Source organism: Vibrio sp. Vb1980 (assembly GCF_033338615.1).
Lineage (GTDB): Bacteria > Pseudomonadota > Gammaproteobacteria > Enterobacterales > Vibrionaceae > Vibrio > Vibrio alginolyticus.
In genome coordinates, this window is record NZ_JAWOSZ010000001.1 from 668,209 (window position 1) to 681,377 (window position 13,169).

18 protein-coding genes are annotated in these 13,169 nt (G+C 43.4%); 10 read left to right on the forward strand and 8 right to left on the reverse strand.

Going from position 1 to position 13,169, the window contains the following annotated elements; all coding sequences use genetic code 11:
* Positions 1-6: 6 nt before the first annotated feature.
* Together R7F64_RS02960 and R7F64_RS02965 are read left to right on the forward strand one after the other, a co-directional pair.
* On the forward strand, positions 7-546 hold the full coding sequence (locus R7F64_RS02960; RefSeq protein ID WP_005385211.1) for a cytochrome c oxidase assembly protein: 540 nt from the start codon (positions 7-9) through the stop codon (positions 544-546).
* A gap of 51 nt (positions 547-597) precedes the next feature.
* Positions 598-1,482: a cytochrome c oxidase subunit 3 gene (locus R7F64_RS02965; protein WP_318071441.1), complete on the forward strand. Its 885-nt coding sequence runs from the start codon at positions 598-600 to the stop codon at positions 1,480-1,482.
* A gap of 24 nt (positions 1,483-1,506) precedes the next feature.
* On the opposite strand, the gene R7F64_RS02970 is transcribed toward R7F64_RS02965, so the two are convergent.
* Positions 1,507-1,743 carry a DUF2909 domain-containing protein gene (locus tag R7F64_RS02970; RefSeq protein ID WP_005375504.1) on the reverse strand — a complete coding sequence of 79 codons (237 nt, stop codon included), beginning with the start codon at positions 1,741-1,743 and terminating at the stop codon, positions 1,507-1,509.
* Here R7F64_RS02970 and R7F64_RS02975 point away from each other — a divergent pair.
* The 4 genes from R7F64_RS02975 to cyoE are packed head-to-tail and all read left to right on the forward strand — an operon-like array spanning position 1,742 to position 4,982.
* Positions 1,742-2,533, forward strand: a complete 792-nt coding sequence (locus tag R7F64_RS02975) for an SURF1 family protein (RefSeq protein ID WP_198556856.1) — start codon at positions 1,742-1,744, stop codon at positions 2,531-2,533. The two genes, R7F64_RS02970 and R7F64_RS02975, sit on opposite strands and share 2 nt — an antisense overlap.
* Positions 2,523-3,059: a hypothetical protein gene (locus R7F64_RS02980; protein ID WP_017635864.1), complete on the forward strand. Its 537-nt coding sequence runs from the start codon at positions 2,523-2,525 to the stop codon at positions 3,057-3,059. The genes R7F64_RS02975 and R7F64_RS02980 overlap by 11 nt, the downstream gene beginning before the upstream one ends.
* A gap of 11 nt (positions 3,060-3,070) precedes the next feature.
* Positions 3,071-4,090 carry a COX15/CtaA family protein gene (locus tag R7F64_RS02985; RefSeq protein WP_033906821.1) on the forward strand — a complete coding sequence of 340 codons (1,020 nt, stop codon included), beginning with the start codon at positions 3,071-3,073 and terminating at the stop codon, positions 4,088-4,090.
* Complete coding sequence (gene cyoE, locus R7F64_RS02990) at positions 4,083-4,982, forward strand: heme o synthase (protein WP_182016671.1); 900 nt, start codon at positions 4,083-4,085, stop codon at positions 4,980-4,982. The genes R7F64_RS02985 and cyoE overlap by 8 nt, the downstream gene beginning before the upstream one ends.
* A gap of 82 nt (positions 4,983-5,064) precedes the next feature.
* Here the strand turns inward: cyoE and R7F64_RS02995 are convergent, their stop codons facing one another.
* Together R7F64_RS02995 and R7F64_RS03000 are read right to left on the reverse strand one after the other, a co-directional pair.
* A complete protein-coding gene (locus tag R7F64_RS02995) occupies positions 5,065-5,538 on the reverse strand; it encodes an FKBP-type peptidyl-prolyl cis-trans isomerase (protein ID WP_005375638.1) in 474 nt (157 codons plus the stop codon).
* Positions 5,539-5,551: 13 nt separating this feature from the next.
* The gene (locus R7F64_RS03000) at positions 5,552-6,184 is read right to left on the reverse strand and encodes a thiol:disulfide interchange protein DsbA/DsbL (RefSeq protein WP_005375635.1); all 633 of its coding nucleotides are present in this window, start codon (positions 6,182-6,184) and stop codon (positions 5,552-5,554) included.
* A gap of 282 nt (positions 6,185-6,466) precedes the next feature.
* Between R7F64_RS03000 and R7F64_RS03005 the strand changes: the two genes are divergently transcribed.
* On the forward strand, positions 6,467-7,093 hold the full coding sequence (locus tag R7F64_RS03005) for an OmpA family protein (RefSeq protein ID WP_025768460.1): 627 nt from the start codon (positions 6,467-6,469) through the stop codon (positions 7,091-7,093).
* A gap of 191 nt (positions 7,094-7,284) precedes the next feature.
* Here R7F64_RS03005 and R7F64_RS03010 read toward each other — a convergent pair whose 3' ends face one another.
* The 4 genes from R7F64_RS03010 to R7F64_RS03025 form a co-directional block, all read right to left on the reverse strand.
* A complete protein-coding gene (locus tag R7F64_RS03010) occupies positions 7,285-7,644 on the reverse strand; it encodes a glutaredoxin family protein (protein WP_005375631.1) in 360 nt (119 codons plus the stop codon).
* A 111-nt stretch (positions 7,645-7,755) separates the two neighbouring features.
* On the reverse strand, positions 7,756-8,298 hold the full coding sequence (locus tag R7F64_RS03015; protein WP_017635869.1) for a hypothetical protein: 543 nt from the start codon (positions 8,296-8,298) through the stop codon (positions 7,756-7,758).
* The gene (locus R7F64_RS03020; RefSeq protein ID WP_005375627.1) at positions 8,285-8,830 is read right to left on the reverse strand and encodes a YaeQ family protein; all 546 of its coding nucleotides are present in this window, start codon (positions 8,828-8,830) and stop codon (positions 8,285-8,287) included. The genes R7F64_RS03015 and R7F64_RS03020 overlap by 14 nt, the downstream gene beginning before the upstream one ends.
* 89 nt (positions 8,831-8,919) lie before the next feature.
* The gene (locus R7F64_RS03025; protein WP_005375625.1) at positions 8,920-9,129 is read right to left on the reverse strand and encodes a cold-shock protein; all 210 of its coding nucleotides are present in this window, start codon (positions 9,127-9,129) and stop codon (positions 8,920-8,922) included.
* A gap of 365 nt (positions 9,130-9,494) precedes the next feature.
* Between R7F64_RS03025 and R7F64_RS03030 the strand changes: the two genes are divergently transcribed.
* The 3 genes from R7F64_RS03030 to R7F64_RS03040 all read left to right on the forward strand — a co-directional run bounded on the left by R7F64_RS03030 (position 9,495) and on the right by R7F64_RS03040 (position 12,678).
* A complete protein-coding gene (locus R7F64_RS03030; RefSeq protein WP_017821594.1) occupies positions 9,495-9,782 on the forward strand; it encodes an alternative ribosome-rescue factor A in 288 nt (95 codons plus the stop codon).
* Positions 9,783-10,012: 230 nt separating this feature from the next.
* Positions 10,013-11,455, forward strand: a complete 1,443-nt coding sequence (locus tag R7F64_RS03035) for a diguanylate cyclase domain-containing protein (RefSeq protein WP_025768459.1) — start codon at positions 10,013-10,015, stop codon at positions 11,453-11,455.
* A gap of 332 nt (positions 11,456-11,787) precedes the next feature.
* Entirely contained in the window at positions 11,788-12,678 is an 891-nt protein-coding gene (locus R7F64_RS03040; RefSeq protein ID WP_086047295.1) for an RNA polymerase sigma factor RpoD/SigA, read from the forward strand.
* 26 nt (positions 12,679-12,704) lie between these two features.
* Here R7F64_RS03040 and R7F64_RS03045 read toward each other — a convergent pair whose 3' ends face one another.
* Positions 12,705-13,079 (reverse strand): hypothetical protein, encoded by a 375-nt coding sequence (locus R7F64_RS03045; protein WP_318071442.1) that lies wholly within the window; start codon positions 13,077-13,079, stop codon positions 12,705-12,707.
* Positions 13,080-13,169: the final 90 nt, after the last annotated feature.

The following is a 13,169-nucleotide window of genomic DNA, read 5'->3' on the forward strand; positions in this document are numbered from 1 at the left end:
AGTGACATGAAACCGAATCCATCAAACAAGAAGCTCACAGTGAAGTTGCTTTTGGCGACCCTGTTAATGTTTGGCTTCGGCTATGCACTAGTCCCACTTTATGACGTGATGTGCGACGCACTGGGAATCAATGGAAAGACAAGTGAAGTAGCCGCCATTCAACCGACAGGTATGCAACCGGACATGAGCCGAACTGTTCGCGTGGAGTTTATGGCGCATGTAAGCCCAGATATGCCTTGGGAGTTTAGACCCAAAGTGATTTCGATGGATGTTCACCCAGGTGAAGTCGTGCAAACCGAATACCTTGCATTTAATGAAAGCGGGCAGAAGTTGGTGGGGCAAGCCGTTCCTTCTGTTTCTCCCGGGACTGGAGCTGCTTACTTCAATAAGATTGAGTGTTTTTGTTTTAACCAGCAGCCTCTGGATGGTAAACAGCAAGCTCAAATGCCGTTGATTTTTTATATCGAACCGGACTTGCCGGAGTCTATACACACGTTAACGCTGTCTTACACACTCTATAAACTTCCCCCTCCTACAGGCTCTTAGCCACTCAGGGAGAGAGATACAGACCAAGGTTGGTCAGTAAGGAGAGAAATTATGAGTAACAAGCCAGGAACATATTATGTTCCCGCTCAAAGTAGCTGGCCGATCATCGGTGCATTTGCTCTGTTTTTGGTTGCTGTTGGCGCGGGCATGACCGTCCAGGGGACACAAAGTGACGGTGCAGTGGGAACCATTGGTGGCATTGTGCTAGCGGTGGGCTTCTTGTTCTTGCTTTACATGTTGGCTGGTTGGTTTAGTAATGTGATTACTGAATCACTGAGTGGAAAATACAGCTCGCAAATTACTCGTTCTTTTCGCCAAGGAATGAGCTGGTTTATCTTTTCTGAAGTGATGTTTTTTGGTGCCTTTTTTGGTGCCTTGTTTTACGCCAGAATGATTTCTGTGCCTTGGTTAGGTGGGGCAGATAATAACTTCATGACCAACGAAGTCCTGTGGCCAACCTTCGAAGCGATGTGGCCACTCACACTGACACCGGGGGGAGAAACAACACAAGCTATGCCGTGGCAGGGCATACCCCTTACCAATACTATCTTGCTGCTATTGTCGTCTACTACGCTACATATGGCGCATATAAGCCTTGAACAAGACAAAAGAACGGCACTGATTGTTTGGTTAGAGATAACCATCGTACTTGCTGGCTTTTTCCTATATTACCAAGCGGTTGAGTATGTTCATGCTTATCAAGACATAGGGCTCACGTTGCAGTCCGGTATTTACGGTAACACGTTCTTCATGTTGACGGGGTTCCACGGTTTACACGTTTGTCTTGGGACTATCTTCTTGATCGTGCTGCTGTTCAGAATCGCTAAAGATCACTTTTCGCCAAAGAACCATTTTGCCTTTCAAGCGGGCAGCTGGTATTGGCATTTCGTGGATGTGGTTTGGTTATGTCTGTTTGTGTTTGTTTACGTACTTTAGGCGCAGTGTGAACTCTTGGTTCGACTAATAAGGGCGAGGGTTTGGTGCTAGCCAACCCGAGCTGAGCGCAATAAGCAAAAGGACGACCACCAAAGCGGAGAACATGACTCGACGGCCTAAGTAATGACTCATGGGTTTGTCTCTTTTTTCAGGATTATCTGGGTCTTCACGAACCATTTCGATAAGCGCTTTTGCGAGGTTGAAGATAATGAAAAGCAGCAAAAGGACAAGCGTCAGTTTGAATAGAAATACGGTGGACATGGCACCTCCGGTTTCATCATTGTTGTTATCAAGACAATTATGGCTATCGAAACGGTTTTGGGTTGCAGTTGGTTTAACTGTGGTTGTGTTTTCTCTTTTGGTCAAACTGGGTTTTTGGCAGTTTGAGAGAGGGCAAGAAAAACAAGCATTGGAACAAGCCATTCTCGCGCGTGCGGATAGTGCGTACCAAGCACTAAGCGTCGTTCTTGAAGACAACGACTGGCGAGAGGAAAGTATCCTCGGGAAAAAAGTGGAAGTTAATGTTGTTCCTCAGGCGTTTCCCGTAATTTTGTTAGACAATCAAACGCATCAAGGCAGTGTGGGATATTTAGCATTTCAGATTGTATTGACGAGCGATGAGCCTAGTACCTATGCGTTATTGGAGCTTGGTTTTGTCGAGGGAAGAGCAGAACGCTCAATGTTACCAACGGTCACCAAACTCGATAATTCGACTTTCATCACAGGACGCCTGTACCGAAAATCTACTAATCCACTGAGCTCAGAGTTAATGCCGGAAGTTGGCGATGTTATTCGCGTGCAAAACCTAAACATCGCGCAATTGAATCAGCTACTGAATATTGAACTTATGCCCGCAGTCTTGCAGCCAGACAATTTAACTCGTTGGCCCTATGACTTTCCTTGGAATCCATTACCACTCAATAGTGCCAAACATTTTGGCTATTCGATTCAATGGTTTTCGATGGCAGGTGTTTTCTTAATACTGACTTTAATTGTTTTTGTTCGTTGGCAAAAAAAGTTGCGTCACATGGAGGTGAAGCATGACATCTAAAGTAACCAAAGGACGACTAATGTTGATTGCGCTGGTTTGTACGTTCGCGCTTCCCGCTGTCATTGCAAAAGTCATTCTCACACAAGGGTGGTATCAAAGCGGAGTGACCAATAGAGGCGAGTTAGTCGAACCATACACGACGTTAGAGCAGCTTGGTCAAGAGTCACCTCTCAAAGACCATGGTTGGCAACTCGCTTATGTATTGCCTAACGAATGCACTGAACAGTGTAAACAGCAGCTTTACCTGCTTCAGCAAAGTCATGTTGCTTTAGGTAAGTATCAAGAGCGAGTAGTGCCAGTCGTTTGGCAGACTGAGCATTCAGATCCCATGGAAGTATCGATGTTAGCGATGCAAATGAATGAATTGGTTACCGCAAAAGTGAAACCTGGGCAAATGTTGATCGTTGATCCTCTTGGGCAACTGGTGATGTCTTACTCGCCGAAACCAAATGAGGACTTAGTCCTATTGAATAAAGGTATGTTGGCGGACTTACGCAAGCTCTTAAAACTGTCACGAGTCGGTTAGAGGAAGTGCATATGAAATTAATTCAGTTGGTTAGATTCAGTTTGCTGCTAACTCTCGTGGTGATCATGTTAGGGGCATATACTCGCCTTTCAGATGCAGGGTTAGGTTGCCCGGATTGGCCTGGTTGTTATGGGCACTTTTCTGTGCCGCATCAAGAAGAAGACGTCATACGTGCTAACCTGAACTTCCCCGAGCGGGCAGTAGAGCATGAGAAAGCATGGCTTGAGATGATTCATCGCTATTTTGCAGGAACGTTAGGTTTAGTCATTTTTGCGATGGCAGCGATATCAATAAGGTCTGAGCGTGTAAATTCAACCATTCCGATGTTGCTCAGCGTATTGGTGATTGGGCAGGCACTTTTGGGAATGTGGACAGTTACTCTTAAATTAATGCCCGTCATCGTGATGCTTCACTTGCTCGGTGGTTTTGTTTTATTGGCGTTACAGGCGATTTTTTACTGCCAATTAAAAGCGCAAAACAATCTCTATTTCTCTCCATCTTCTAGCTCTCTGAGAGGCTTTTCATTGTTGGTTTTCCTGGTTGTTTTGGTGCAAGTGCTCCTTGGAGGATGGACTTCGTCAAATTATGCTGCGCTGATGTGTACCACACTGCCGATTTGTGAGGGAGACTGGATGAGCCATCTCTCATGGAAAGAAGCGTTTTCTTTCTGGCAAACTGGATTCGAGAATTATGAATTTGGTGTCTTGGAGTATCCGGCAAGAATGACTATACACGTCACTCATCGTATAGGCGCTATTGTTACCGCCACCGTGGTATTGGCTTATAGTATTGGGCTTATGAGGCAAGATTCTCATCATTCACAGAGAATCGGAGGGTGGTTGTTATTCACTCTGGTGTGCCAAATTATGCTGGGTGTAAGCAACGTAGTATTTCAACTTCCTATCTATGTCGCGGTGGCACACAACCTTGGTGCCGCTGTTATGTTGAGTCTCGTTTGTGTTAGCCAGTTTTACTTGTGGCAGGGTAAAACGGCTTGGAATTACACCGCGAAAGGAGTTCGCTATGAGTAAAGAAATCGTGCTGTCGTTAAATGGGCGAAAGCGACTAAGTTCCGTTTATTTGAAGTTAACGAAACCTAAAGTGGTGGCGTTAATGTTGGTGACGGCAGTAGTAGGGATGAGCTTAGCCCCGGTTGATGATTTCCCCTGGTTTCAGGCGGTAGTTGGCCTAACGGGGATTGGTCTGATGGCAGGGTCTGCGGCAGCGTTTAATCATCTAATTGACCGCCGAATTGATGCGAGAATGGCACGTACACACAAACGACCATTGCCATCGGGTGAGACTAAACCATCATCGGTGATAGCCTTCGCTACAGTTTTAGGTGTCTTAGGGTTTGTACTTCTATATGCGATGGTCAACCCGCTGACGGCATGGTTGACTTTGATGAGTTTGCTCGGCTATGCGATGGTATACACAATGTACCTCAAACGTGCTACGCCCCAAAATATCGTCATTGCAGGGATTGCCGGTGCGATGCCGCCTCTTCTCGGTTGGACTGCTGTAACAGGGCAATTACATGCGAATGCTTGGCTGCTCGTGATGATCATTTTTATCTGGACGCCACCACATTTTTGGGCTCTGGCTATTCATCGTGTCGAGGATTACCGCAAGGTAGATATTCCCATGCTGCCAGTGACACACGGCATTGAGTACACCAAAACTTCTATTCTGTTGTATACGGTTCTATTGACTTTGGTTTGTGTCCTACCGGTTTTGGTTGGTATGGTCGGCGTGGTGTATCTTTTTGCCTCGCTACTACTCAATGTTGGCTTTATGTACCATGCATGGAAGCTAAAATATGCACCAGAGCCAAATACCGCGATGGAGACGTTTAAATTCTCTATCTATCATCTTTTGGCGTTGTTCATTGCATTGCTTTCGGATCACTATATTGGTTTTTAACCTCTCTTAAAGCAGAAAACGCCGCGTGGTTCGCGGCGTTTTTGGTTTTGATACTTTGGCTTTAAGACAAAGCTTTCTAGATTTATTGAATTTCTAGCAGCTCAACATCAAAGATCAAAACACTTGCTGGTGGAATTGGGCCAGAGCCACTCTTACCATAGCCAAGCGTGCTTGGTACGAAAAGGCGGATTTTCTCACCTTCTACCATGTATTGTAGACCTTCTTGCCAGCCTTTAATGACTTGGTTAAGACCAAATGAAATCGGCTCACCACGATTAACAGAGCTATCGAATACCGTGCCATCAATCAGGGTGCCGTGGTAGTGTACTTTTACTTTACTTGTTGCAGTTGGGTGAACCTCACCTTCGCCTTTTTCAAGAACCATGTATTGAAGGCCACTTTCTGTTGTGATAACGCCTTCTTTTTTCGCATTTTCTAGTAAGAATGCTTGGCCTTTGGCAAAGTTTTCATCTGCTACTTTATGGTTTGTCCAAGTACGGTAAATGAAAAAGCCCGCCAAAATAAAAATAATAAGAGGAAACAAAAATTTAGACACGTGATCTCCTTGTCTATTTAGGTTGTTTTAGCAAAAAGTTGATGGTTTCTGCCATGGCTTCAACGCTGTCATGACCACCAGTAATCACTTGATATTTTCCGTTTACGATAAAGGCTGGAACGGAGTTAATTTGGCCGCGAGTCGTGATCGCTTCTGCCTTAGTGATGTACTCAAACAGCGTTTTTTGCTGTGCTTCATCTAAATGGTAAGGGCTGATAAGGTTGCGAGACTCAAAGGCTTTCTCAACAGCGATTTGGCGTTCCTCAGCCGTTGCATCGGCACCCATTTGCACAGCAGTAAAAAGATCCGCCATAAACGCTTTATCTGGTGTTGATTCAAGCTGCATTACGGCAGTATAGAAGATGATGGCGCTCACTTGTGCACTTTCATTGAACGTTACATGCATTTTTTCAACGCTTTGATCGGTCAATGATTCAATTTGAGGGACAAACTCTTCCATTGAGCGGCAGTGGCCACAAGTTAAAGAGAATGCTTCAGTCAGGGGAGCTAAATCATATTCTTCAAGGGATACTGGCAAAACTTCGTATTGTTTGCCTTGCTGAGGCTGACTCTTGCCGCTATCGCATGCCGACAAAGCCATTACGGCAACAACAACAGCAAAGCCTTTCGATATGGTTTTTAACATAGTAGTGCTCTAAATGAGAAATTTGCGTTAGTTTATCGGTTAACGATAGTGACTAAAACCATTAAATAACAATAAAGTGAGACCATTGGTAACAGACTTTGCCTGACGTATGGGCTGCAAGGGTAGGGTATTTTAGTGTTGCTTTTTATTTGAGAGATGATTTTGCATTGACTCCAGTGGCATGAACGCTGCATAGACAAACCAATCGGTGGACAAAAGCGCTAAAGATTCGGCGTGTTTTGTCGACACAATGAACAAGAGTTTTTCTACGTTGGTAATGGTATGAAGCATTGGTTTTTAATTGTTTGTGGCATTCTGGCCGGGTGCAGTAGCCTCGATCAAGATATGGTCCCAGGTGGGAACATTTTAGATACAGCTCCTAAATCAAACACTGAGCTGAGACACCCAGAATGGGGATACCCGAGCGCATCCAATGTGGCTTCTTCCCCTCGTTCATATCAAACGGCGAGGGCGTCAGTAAAAAAGTCGCAAAACGTGACCTCTCTGGAAATGTTCCTGAGCAGGCATAACATTCCTCACGAGACGCTCAGTGGTGGTCACCTGATGATACGTTTGAAAGAGCAAGTGCATTTTCAAACGGGTTCTGCACGGTTATCTGCTCAATCTCAAGACTGGATTCGAAACATTGGTCACTATCTGGCTGGAAGAACTGATGTTGATGTCGTGATTGATGGTCATGCGGATAGCACGGGAGCTGAAAGCTTCAATGACACGCTATCTGAAAAGCGAGCTCGTGAAGTAGAAAAACAACTATTGGCGACGAGTATTCCACGTCAACGAGTGTTTTCTAGAGGCTTCGGAGAGTATGTACCGAAGTGCAGCAATGCGACAGCGAGTGGTAAAGCTTGCAATCGGCGCGTAGAGCTAACATTGATCGTGGATGAATAACGCAGACGTTAGGCGGTAATCTTCGTTGTGTTGTTCTCACATACCCGTTATTTGCTTAGTGGAGTTTAAGTTCGGAGTTGAGCAAGAAGACTGAATAAGGAAAGCTCGCACGGCAACATTTAGCTAGAAAAAATAGAAAAGAGGCACCGTTAGGTGCCTCTTTTACATCCGCCAATGTTCATAGGGGGAACTTAGGCAAATTCTTTTTCAACGTAAGCGACGATGTCAGATGACTCGTATAACCACTGTGTTTCGCCATCTTTTTCGATACGAAGGCAAGGGACTTTAACTCGCCCACCACCTTGCTCTAGTTCAGCTCGATGAGTCGGGTTATTTTTTGCATCACGTAGCTCAATGTTCACCGATTGACGCTTCATTGCACGGCGGACCTTTACGCAAAAAGGGCAGGCTTCAAATTGGTAAAGTGCGTATTGTTTCGCTTTTTCATCAATACGTTGCTGTTCTTCTGCGGTGCGCTTAATACCACGAGGTGAGAACACCGCGTTCAGCAATAAGATAACCTTGCCTAAAATCCAACGGATAAACTTCATAATGATCCCTTGATGTTCATTGGGTAATTGTCCTTTAAGAATGCAATCATGATGCTTGTTGCACTGAGCGTGAAGTCTATCAGTTGTTTGAAATGGATAAAACCATGTATTTTATGCGGAAAATAGACGTTTAAACCAACCCCAAAAGCCACTTGCTGAAGCCGGACGGGCTTCTTTACCTTGATAAAAACTTTGCATGAGTTCGGTTCTGAATGCATCAACGTCCATGCGTTTCATGACAAGTTCGTGCTGCAATGTATTTTGAGTCTGCTCGGCATGATCGTGCGCCAAGCTGAAATCCATATTTAAATAGCCTTGCGTGTATAACCAAAGGTGGGTGACTAAGATTAGGTCTTCAGCAGATTGGTTAGTAAACTTATCCGCGTGCTCATTACCCAAGGAGTCAGTCAGAACTTGCTGCATACGCTGGGTAGAGTGAGCATGTTGCTCGTAGTTAGCACTTGCTTCAATATGTGATTTGGTCAAAAGGCCAAGCAGGTGAAGAGTAGGTGCTGTTGTGGGTTTGTTCTCACAAACTTTTGTAAATAGTTGTGACTGTTCTTTTAACCAACGTCGCTTTGCTGCTTTATGTTCTTTAACAAAGGGGATTTCTTCAAATCCCATCTCTTGACTCAGTTCACTAAGAGACGTCATGGTTTTTTAGTTCCTTCACCGTTACTTCGATATGTTGATCATTGATATCAACAAAAATTGAGCTGCCAGTAATCATAACAGAAAGGCTAGTACCTCGGTCAAGATGCTGACAAATCAAGTCGATAGCGTCATAGTCAAAGCTCTCTACGTTGACGGGAAGCATTGAGAACTTTCCTGACATTTTGTCCCACCAGACAGCCGCTTTGGTGTTATAAGTGTAAACTTTTACATGCTTTGCGAGGCGAGAAGCTTTCTTAATTCTGTCTGGTTCTGGTTCGCCAATTTCAATCCAGTGAGTAATGCTTTGATCATCGCCAACATGCCATAAATCAGGCTCTTCAATCGTAGAGAGTCCTTTTGTAAACTCTAGATTGCTTTGAGCATTTAAACAGTAAGCTAGAATGCGAGCCAACATTCGTTGCGGCTTTTCAGAAGGGTGAAGGGCGATAGTTAGATTTTTAGAATCGTAATAGTCATTATTCATATCGGAAATGGCGATACGAAATTTGTAAATGGTTGGTTTAAGAGCCATAGATTTATATCGTTTTGTTGGCAAAATAAGTTTTAGGCAAAAAAATAGCCAGCTTTAAAAGCTGGCTATCGTATCAAATTCTTTAAGAATTAAAGTACTTTGATTTGCTCTGCTTGAGGGCCTTTTTGACCTTGAGAGATAACAAATTCTACTTTCTGGCCTTCAACTAGAGTACGGAAGCCGTCACCAGTGATTGCAGAGAAGTGAGCAAATACGTCAGGACCGTTTTCTTGTTGAATGAAACCGAAGCCTTTAGTTTCGTTGAACCACTTAACTGTGCCAGTAGCTGTGTTAGACATGTCTATTTCCTAAATATCTAAATAATGTAATCTTTCGCCTCAACGGCGCTTATAGCGTGGAAAAATAAATTGCTATTGCGTACCACAGGACGACGGGTTACAAGTAATCCAACGAAATGTGAAAACAAAGAACTTTCTTTCTAGCCGTGTTTGAGTCTAGGTTAATTCCACGAAGAGTCAACATATATTAGTGCTTTATGGACAAATATTTGTATTTAGTCACTATTTAACCAGCATGTTTTTGATTAAATTTCAAATAAATGACGGTGATGTGAAGTTTTTTAGCATAAAATTCAACTAAATCTATAAATTTGACTTATTTACATAATTATTGTCCAATCTGGTTCGACCATTAAGGAGGATTTATGGCAAAGCGTAAAATCAGTCCTCAACCGAGTGGCTCACAACATGAGACCGACTTCGGCAGAGGTGAAATCAAAGACAACGCGTTAAAAGCGGTTGTTACCAGTCAGCTGTTCCAAACACGAGTCGTTAAAGCGAAAAAAGGTAAAGGTAGCTTCAGCCGTAAAATGAAGCATAGAGGCAAAGAGCCCTATTCAAAGTTCTCCCCAAGGTGGATTTTGAATAGGGCTTTTTTATTGGTACTAGGTGTTTGCAAAACTGATGATATTCAATTTTTTAGTACCAGATAAGTTTTCCTAATTTATTATGTACTGCTTCAACTGCTTCAACTGCTTCAACTGCTTCAACTGCTTCAACTGCTTCAGCGAACCAGGCGTTGAAAGTACCAATTAAGTACTAAAACTTACTAAGTTAGATTCATATCAATAAGCGTCACTTCCTGTCTTATGCAACTCTACTATATCTTTAGTCTAATCAAACAGCCGAGATTATGGTTTAAAAAGACTGGTGAGAAGTAGGTATGTCATCGACGAGTTATGGTACTTATGGTTGCAAATGTAAAAAAGCGTGTGCTTCTTTATTACTAGTGTGGCTGTCCATTTGTCCGATGGCGCATGCGCACAAATCAGAGTCTCATTCTTTAATTGTTGCTAACTCCAAAGCGTGGAAGCCGTTCTCTTACCTTAGCCCAGATGGTGAACCTAAAGGTATTTTAATCGACTTTTGGAAAGAGTACGCGGCGAACAACCAAATCGACGTTCAGTTTCTCCTTTTGGATTGGGATGCTTCTTTACAAGCCGTAAAAGAGGGTAAGGCTGACTTTCACGGAGGACTTGTCTACTCGCCCGAAAGAGCGAAGTATATGGACTTTGGCGCAGTCATAATGCCTATCCAAACCAAACTGTACGTAAATAAAGATGTACTTTCGGTTGATATCAGGAGTGTTTTAACTGGCGAAATGACGCTGCCAATTGGCGTTGTTAAAGGAAGTTACGAGTCTGAGTTTGTTCAGACGAATTATCCAAATGCACCTATTGCAGAGTACATTAACAATGATTCGATGATACAAGCAGCCGTCGATAAAAAGGTGCTGTACTTTGTTGCAGACCTGCAAGTTGCTAACTTTTATATGGCAACCACGCCGGGAGCGGGTATGTTTGTCCCGACAATTAGCTTGTATAGTAAAGATCTTCGGATTGCAGCAGGAATGCACAGTGCAACTTCCATTTTAGAGGTATCACGAGCGTTTGAAAAAGTCATCGATACGGATCGTGAGCGGATCCTCACCCGTTGGAGTGTGGTGAAAACGGTTTATCCACTTTATCTTTTCCCTATTGCTATTTTCATTATGGCGGTCGCAACGCTTTATCATATTTTTGCCCTCAAACGTATGGTTGCTCTTCGGACAAGGCAATTAACGATTGCCAATCAGCAATTGCTGGAGATGACGTTGACGGATTCTCTCACAAAGCTATACAACCGTAGACACCTGATTGAGCAATTGGCGCTACTGAATCATTTGAAGCGAAACTTAACGGTGATGGTGTTTGATATTGATGATTTTAAATCAATCAATGATCGATATGGCCACCTTGCTGGAGACCGAGCAATAGTTGCCATCGCAGAAGCCGCTAAGTCGATGACTGATGACCGAATGACATTGGCGAGAATTGGAGGAGAAGAGTTCGCACTCGTTACGTCTTCTCTGTCAGAGCGAGAAGCACTCAATTTTGCCAATATGCTCTGTAAAGCAGTTTACGATCAGCCTGTTATACTGGGTGGACAAGCAATTCATTTGAGTATCAGTTTGGGCTGTGCTTACTATCCTGAGTTTACCCACATCGTGAGCTTGCAAGATGCTGACGAGTTGATGTATCAAGGTAAGTCTGAAGGAAAGAATCGTGCAGTTTTCCAAGTTATAACAGACTGTCAGCTTCAACCTGCGCTTCGTCAAGTGAATTAGATCTCGCTAATTCAACTGATACTTCAAACCATCCTCAAGCCTCAAAGTTTTAGTCAGAGTAACGTGGTAAGCGTTAACGATCACGTTGCGTTGTTTTCTTTGAGGCCAATTTGCGTACAAATACTTGCACTTTCATATATATAACCCCCACCTGCTCACGTTTTTATCATAGAAGCAGTAATTGTTTTAAAGTGATAAGTGATTTCTTGGTAAAGATCAGAACCCCTGTCTACACTCAGTGTAAAGTAATGCATATAAAGCATGATGCATACAGTGTTGTACAAAAACAATTAAAGAAGATAAGAAATAAGTTGGCTTGAGAAGGACGGGGAATGAACAACGAATGCTTTGCTAGGTTCCGAGCTGTCACGGATGAACTGTCAATGAAAGAATCGTTGTCAGTTGGGAAAGACCCTTATGCTCACTATCTCAAAGATATTGTGGGCATTGATTTATTGTCTCGTGAAGAGGAGTTGCATTACGCCAAACTTAATCGAGCTGGTGATGAAGAAGCGCGCGAAATGTTGATTGAGTCTAATCTTCGACTTGTTGTGAAAATCGCAAAAGGCTACCTCAAACGGCCAGGCAATAACTTTACTCTGCTCGATTTAATAGAAGAAGGTAATATTGGTTTGATAAAAGCGGTCGATAAGTTCGATCCTGAGCCAGGCTACCGTTTTTCTACTTATGCGGTATGGTGGATTCGCGAGAATATAGAAGCGGCATTAATGAACAATGGCCGCACGGTACGTTTACCTGCTCATGTGTGCAAAGAGATAAATAGCCTGGCTTTAAAAAAGCTCGATGCGTCAAAAAGTGAGAGCAAGGAGTTGTCTATTTCTGAACTCTCACGCTGCTCAGGGGTGAAAGCAGAGCGTATAGATGAACTTGTTGCGCTTAGTGGCTTTATTGATGTATCGACCACTGCGGACCTACATCGCGTTCCATTTGTTCTTGAACTGTGTGAAAGTGAGTATACGCCAGATCCACAACAAGACTGTGAAAACCAGTGCTTTACTCAAGCTATTGAAAATATTATTAAAACCTTGCCAACTAAGTTGCAGGAAGTCTTAATCCATCGATTCGGATTATTTGACCAGAGAGTGAAAACCTTGTCGGAAATAGGCCTGTTGTTAAACGTGTCTAACGAGCGTGTTCGTCAGATGCAGATAGAGGCGGTTGAACGCGTGCAGAAACGTCTCCGATTCGATGGTTGGGTTTAAGATTTTTAGCCCCTTATCCTAGCCGATTAATTTACTGGCTTGCTACTCTGTTCTTCCGTAAGTAACAGCAGCTCAAGCTGTGTTTTAGCTGCTGCCTCCAATCTCCATACACTCAATAATCGGTTAAGTGCTGCGCGATAAGCACGACTTTTGAGTAAAAAAGCGAGCGTACTTGTGTAGTTGTTTACGACTTGCGCTTGTGTCTCGACTAATGCGGTTTTGTTTTCGATGTCGATGTATTGAAGGTTAAAGTCAGGAAGAAACGCACACTCATACCATACCTCTACAATTTCACGAATTTCGAGTTCTTCTTCAGGCACGTCGAAGTCTTGTAAATGGTAGTTTTCTGGTATTGTTGATAAATAAACCACATCCAATTTGTCTGCAACAAATGTATACATCGGATTCCTTAGTGTACGCGCTTACAGAGTAAATAGTCTCATCGTTTACATTTTTGTCAATGACCGTGCTCAAGTATGAATGATGAACCA

Excerpts from the sequence above, each read along its gene's own strand:
- R7F64_RS02960 (WP_005385211.1), top strand. The coding sequence starts at position 7 with ATGAAACCGAATCCATCAAACAAGAAGCTCACAGTGAAGTTGCTTTTG.
- R7F64_RS02965 (WP_318071441.1), top strand. The coding sequence starts at position 598 with ATGAGTAACAAGCCAGGAACATATTATGTTCCCGCTCAAAGTAGCTGG.
- R7F64_RS02975 (WP_198556856.1), top strand. The coding sequence starts at position 1,742 with ATGGCACCTCCGGTTTCATCATTGTTGTTATCAAGACAATTATGGCTA.
- R7F64_RS02970 (WP_005375504.1), bottom strand. The coding sequence starts at position 1,743 with ATGTCCACCGTATTTCTATTCAAACTGACGCTTGTCCTTTTGCTGCTT.
- R7F64_RS02980 (WP_017635864.1), top strand. The coding sequence starts at position 2,523 with ATGACATCTAAAGTAACCAAAGGACGACTAATGTTGATTGCGCTGGTT.
- R7F64_RS02985 (WP_033906821.1), top strand. The coding sequence starts at position 3,071 with ATGAAATTAATTCAGTTGGTTAGATTCAGTTTGCTGCTAACTCTCGTG.
- cyoE (WP_182016671.1), top strand. The coding sequence starts at position 4,083 with ATGAGTAAAGAAATCGTGCTGTCGTTAAATGGGCGAAAGCGACTAAGT.
- R7F64_RS03000 (WP_005375635.1), bottom strand. The coding sequence starts at position 6,184 with ATGTTAAAAACCATATCGAAAGGCTTTGCTGTTGTTGTTGCCGTAATG.
- R7F64_RS03005 (WP_025768460.1), top strand. The coding sequence starts at position 6,467 with ATGAAGCATTGGTTTTTAATTGTTTGTGGCATTCTGGCCGGGTGCAGT.
- R7F64_RS03010 (WP_005375631.1), bottom strand. The coding sequence starts at position 7,644 with ATGAAGTTTATCCGTTGGATTTTAGGCAAGGTTATCTTATTGCTGAAC.
- R7F64_RS03015 (WP_017635869.1), bottom strand. The coding sequence starts at position 8,298 with ATGACGTCTCTTAGTGAACTGAGTCAAGAGATGGGATTTGAAGAAATC.
- R7F64_RS03020 (WP_005375627.1), bottom strand. The coding sequence starts at position 8,830 with ATGGCTCTTAAACCAACCATTTACAAATTTCGTATCGCCATTTCCGAT.
- R7F64_RS03025 (WP_005375625.1), bottom strand. The coding sequence starts at position 9,129 with ATGTCTAACACAGCTACTGGCACAGTTAAGTGGTTCAACGAAACTAAA.
- R7F64_RS03030 (WP_017821594.1), top strand. The coding sequence starts at position 9,495 with ATGGCAAAGCGTAAAATCAGTCCTCAACCGAGTGGCTCACAACATGAG.
- R7F64_RS03035 (WP_025768459.1), top strand. The coding sequence starts at position 10,013 with ATGTCATCGACGAGTTATGGTACTTATGGTTGCAAATGTAAAAAAGCG.
- R7F64_RS03040 (WP_086047295.1), top strand. The coding sequence starts at position 11,788 with ATGAACAACGAATGCTTTGCTAGGTTCCGAGCTGTCACGGATGAACTG.
- R7F64_RS03045 (WP_318071442.1), bottom strand. The coding sequence starts at position 13,079 with ATGTATACATTTGTTGCAGACAAATTGGATGTGGTTTATTTATCAACA.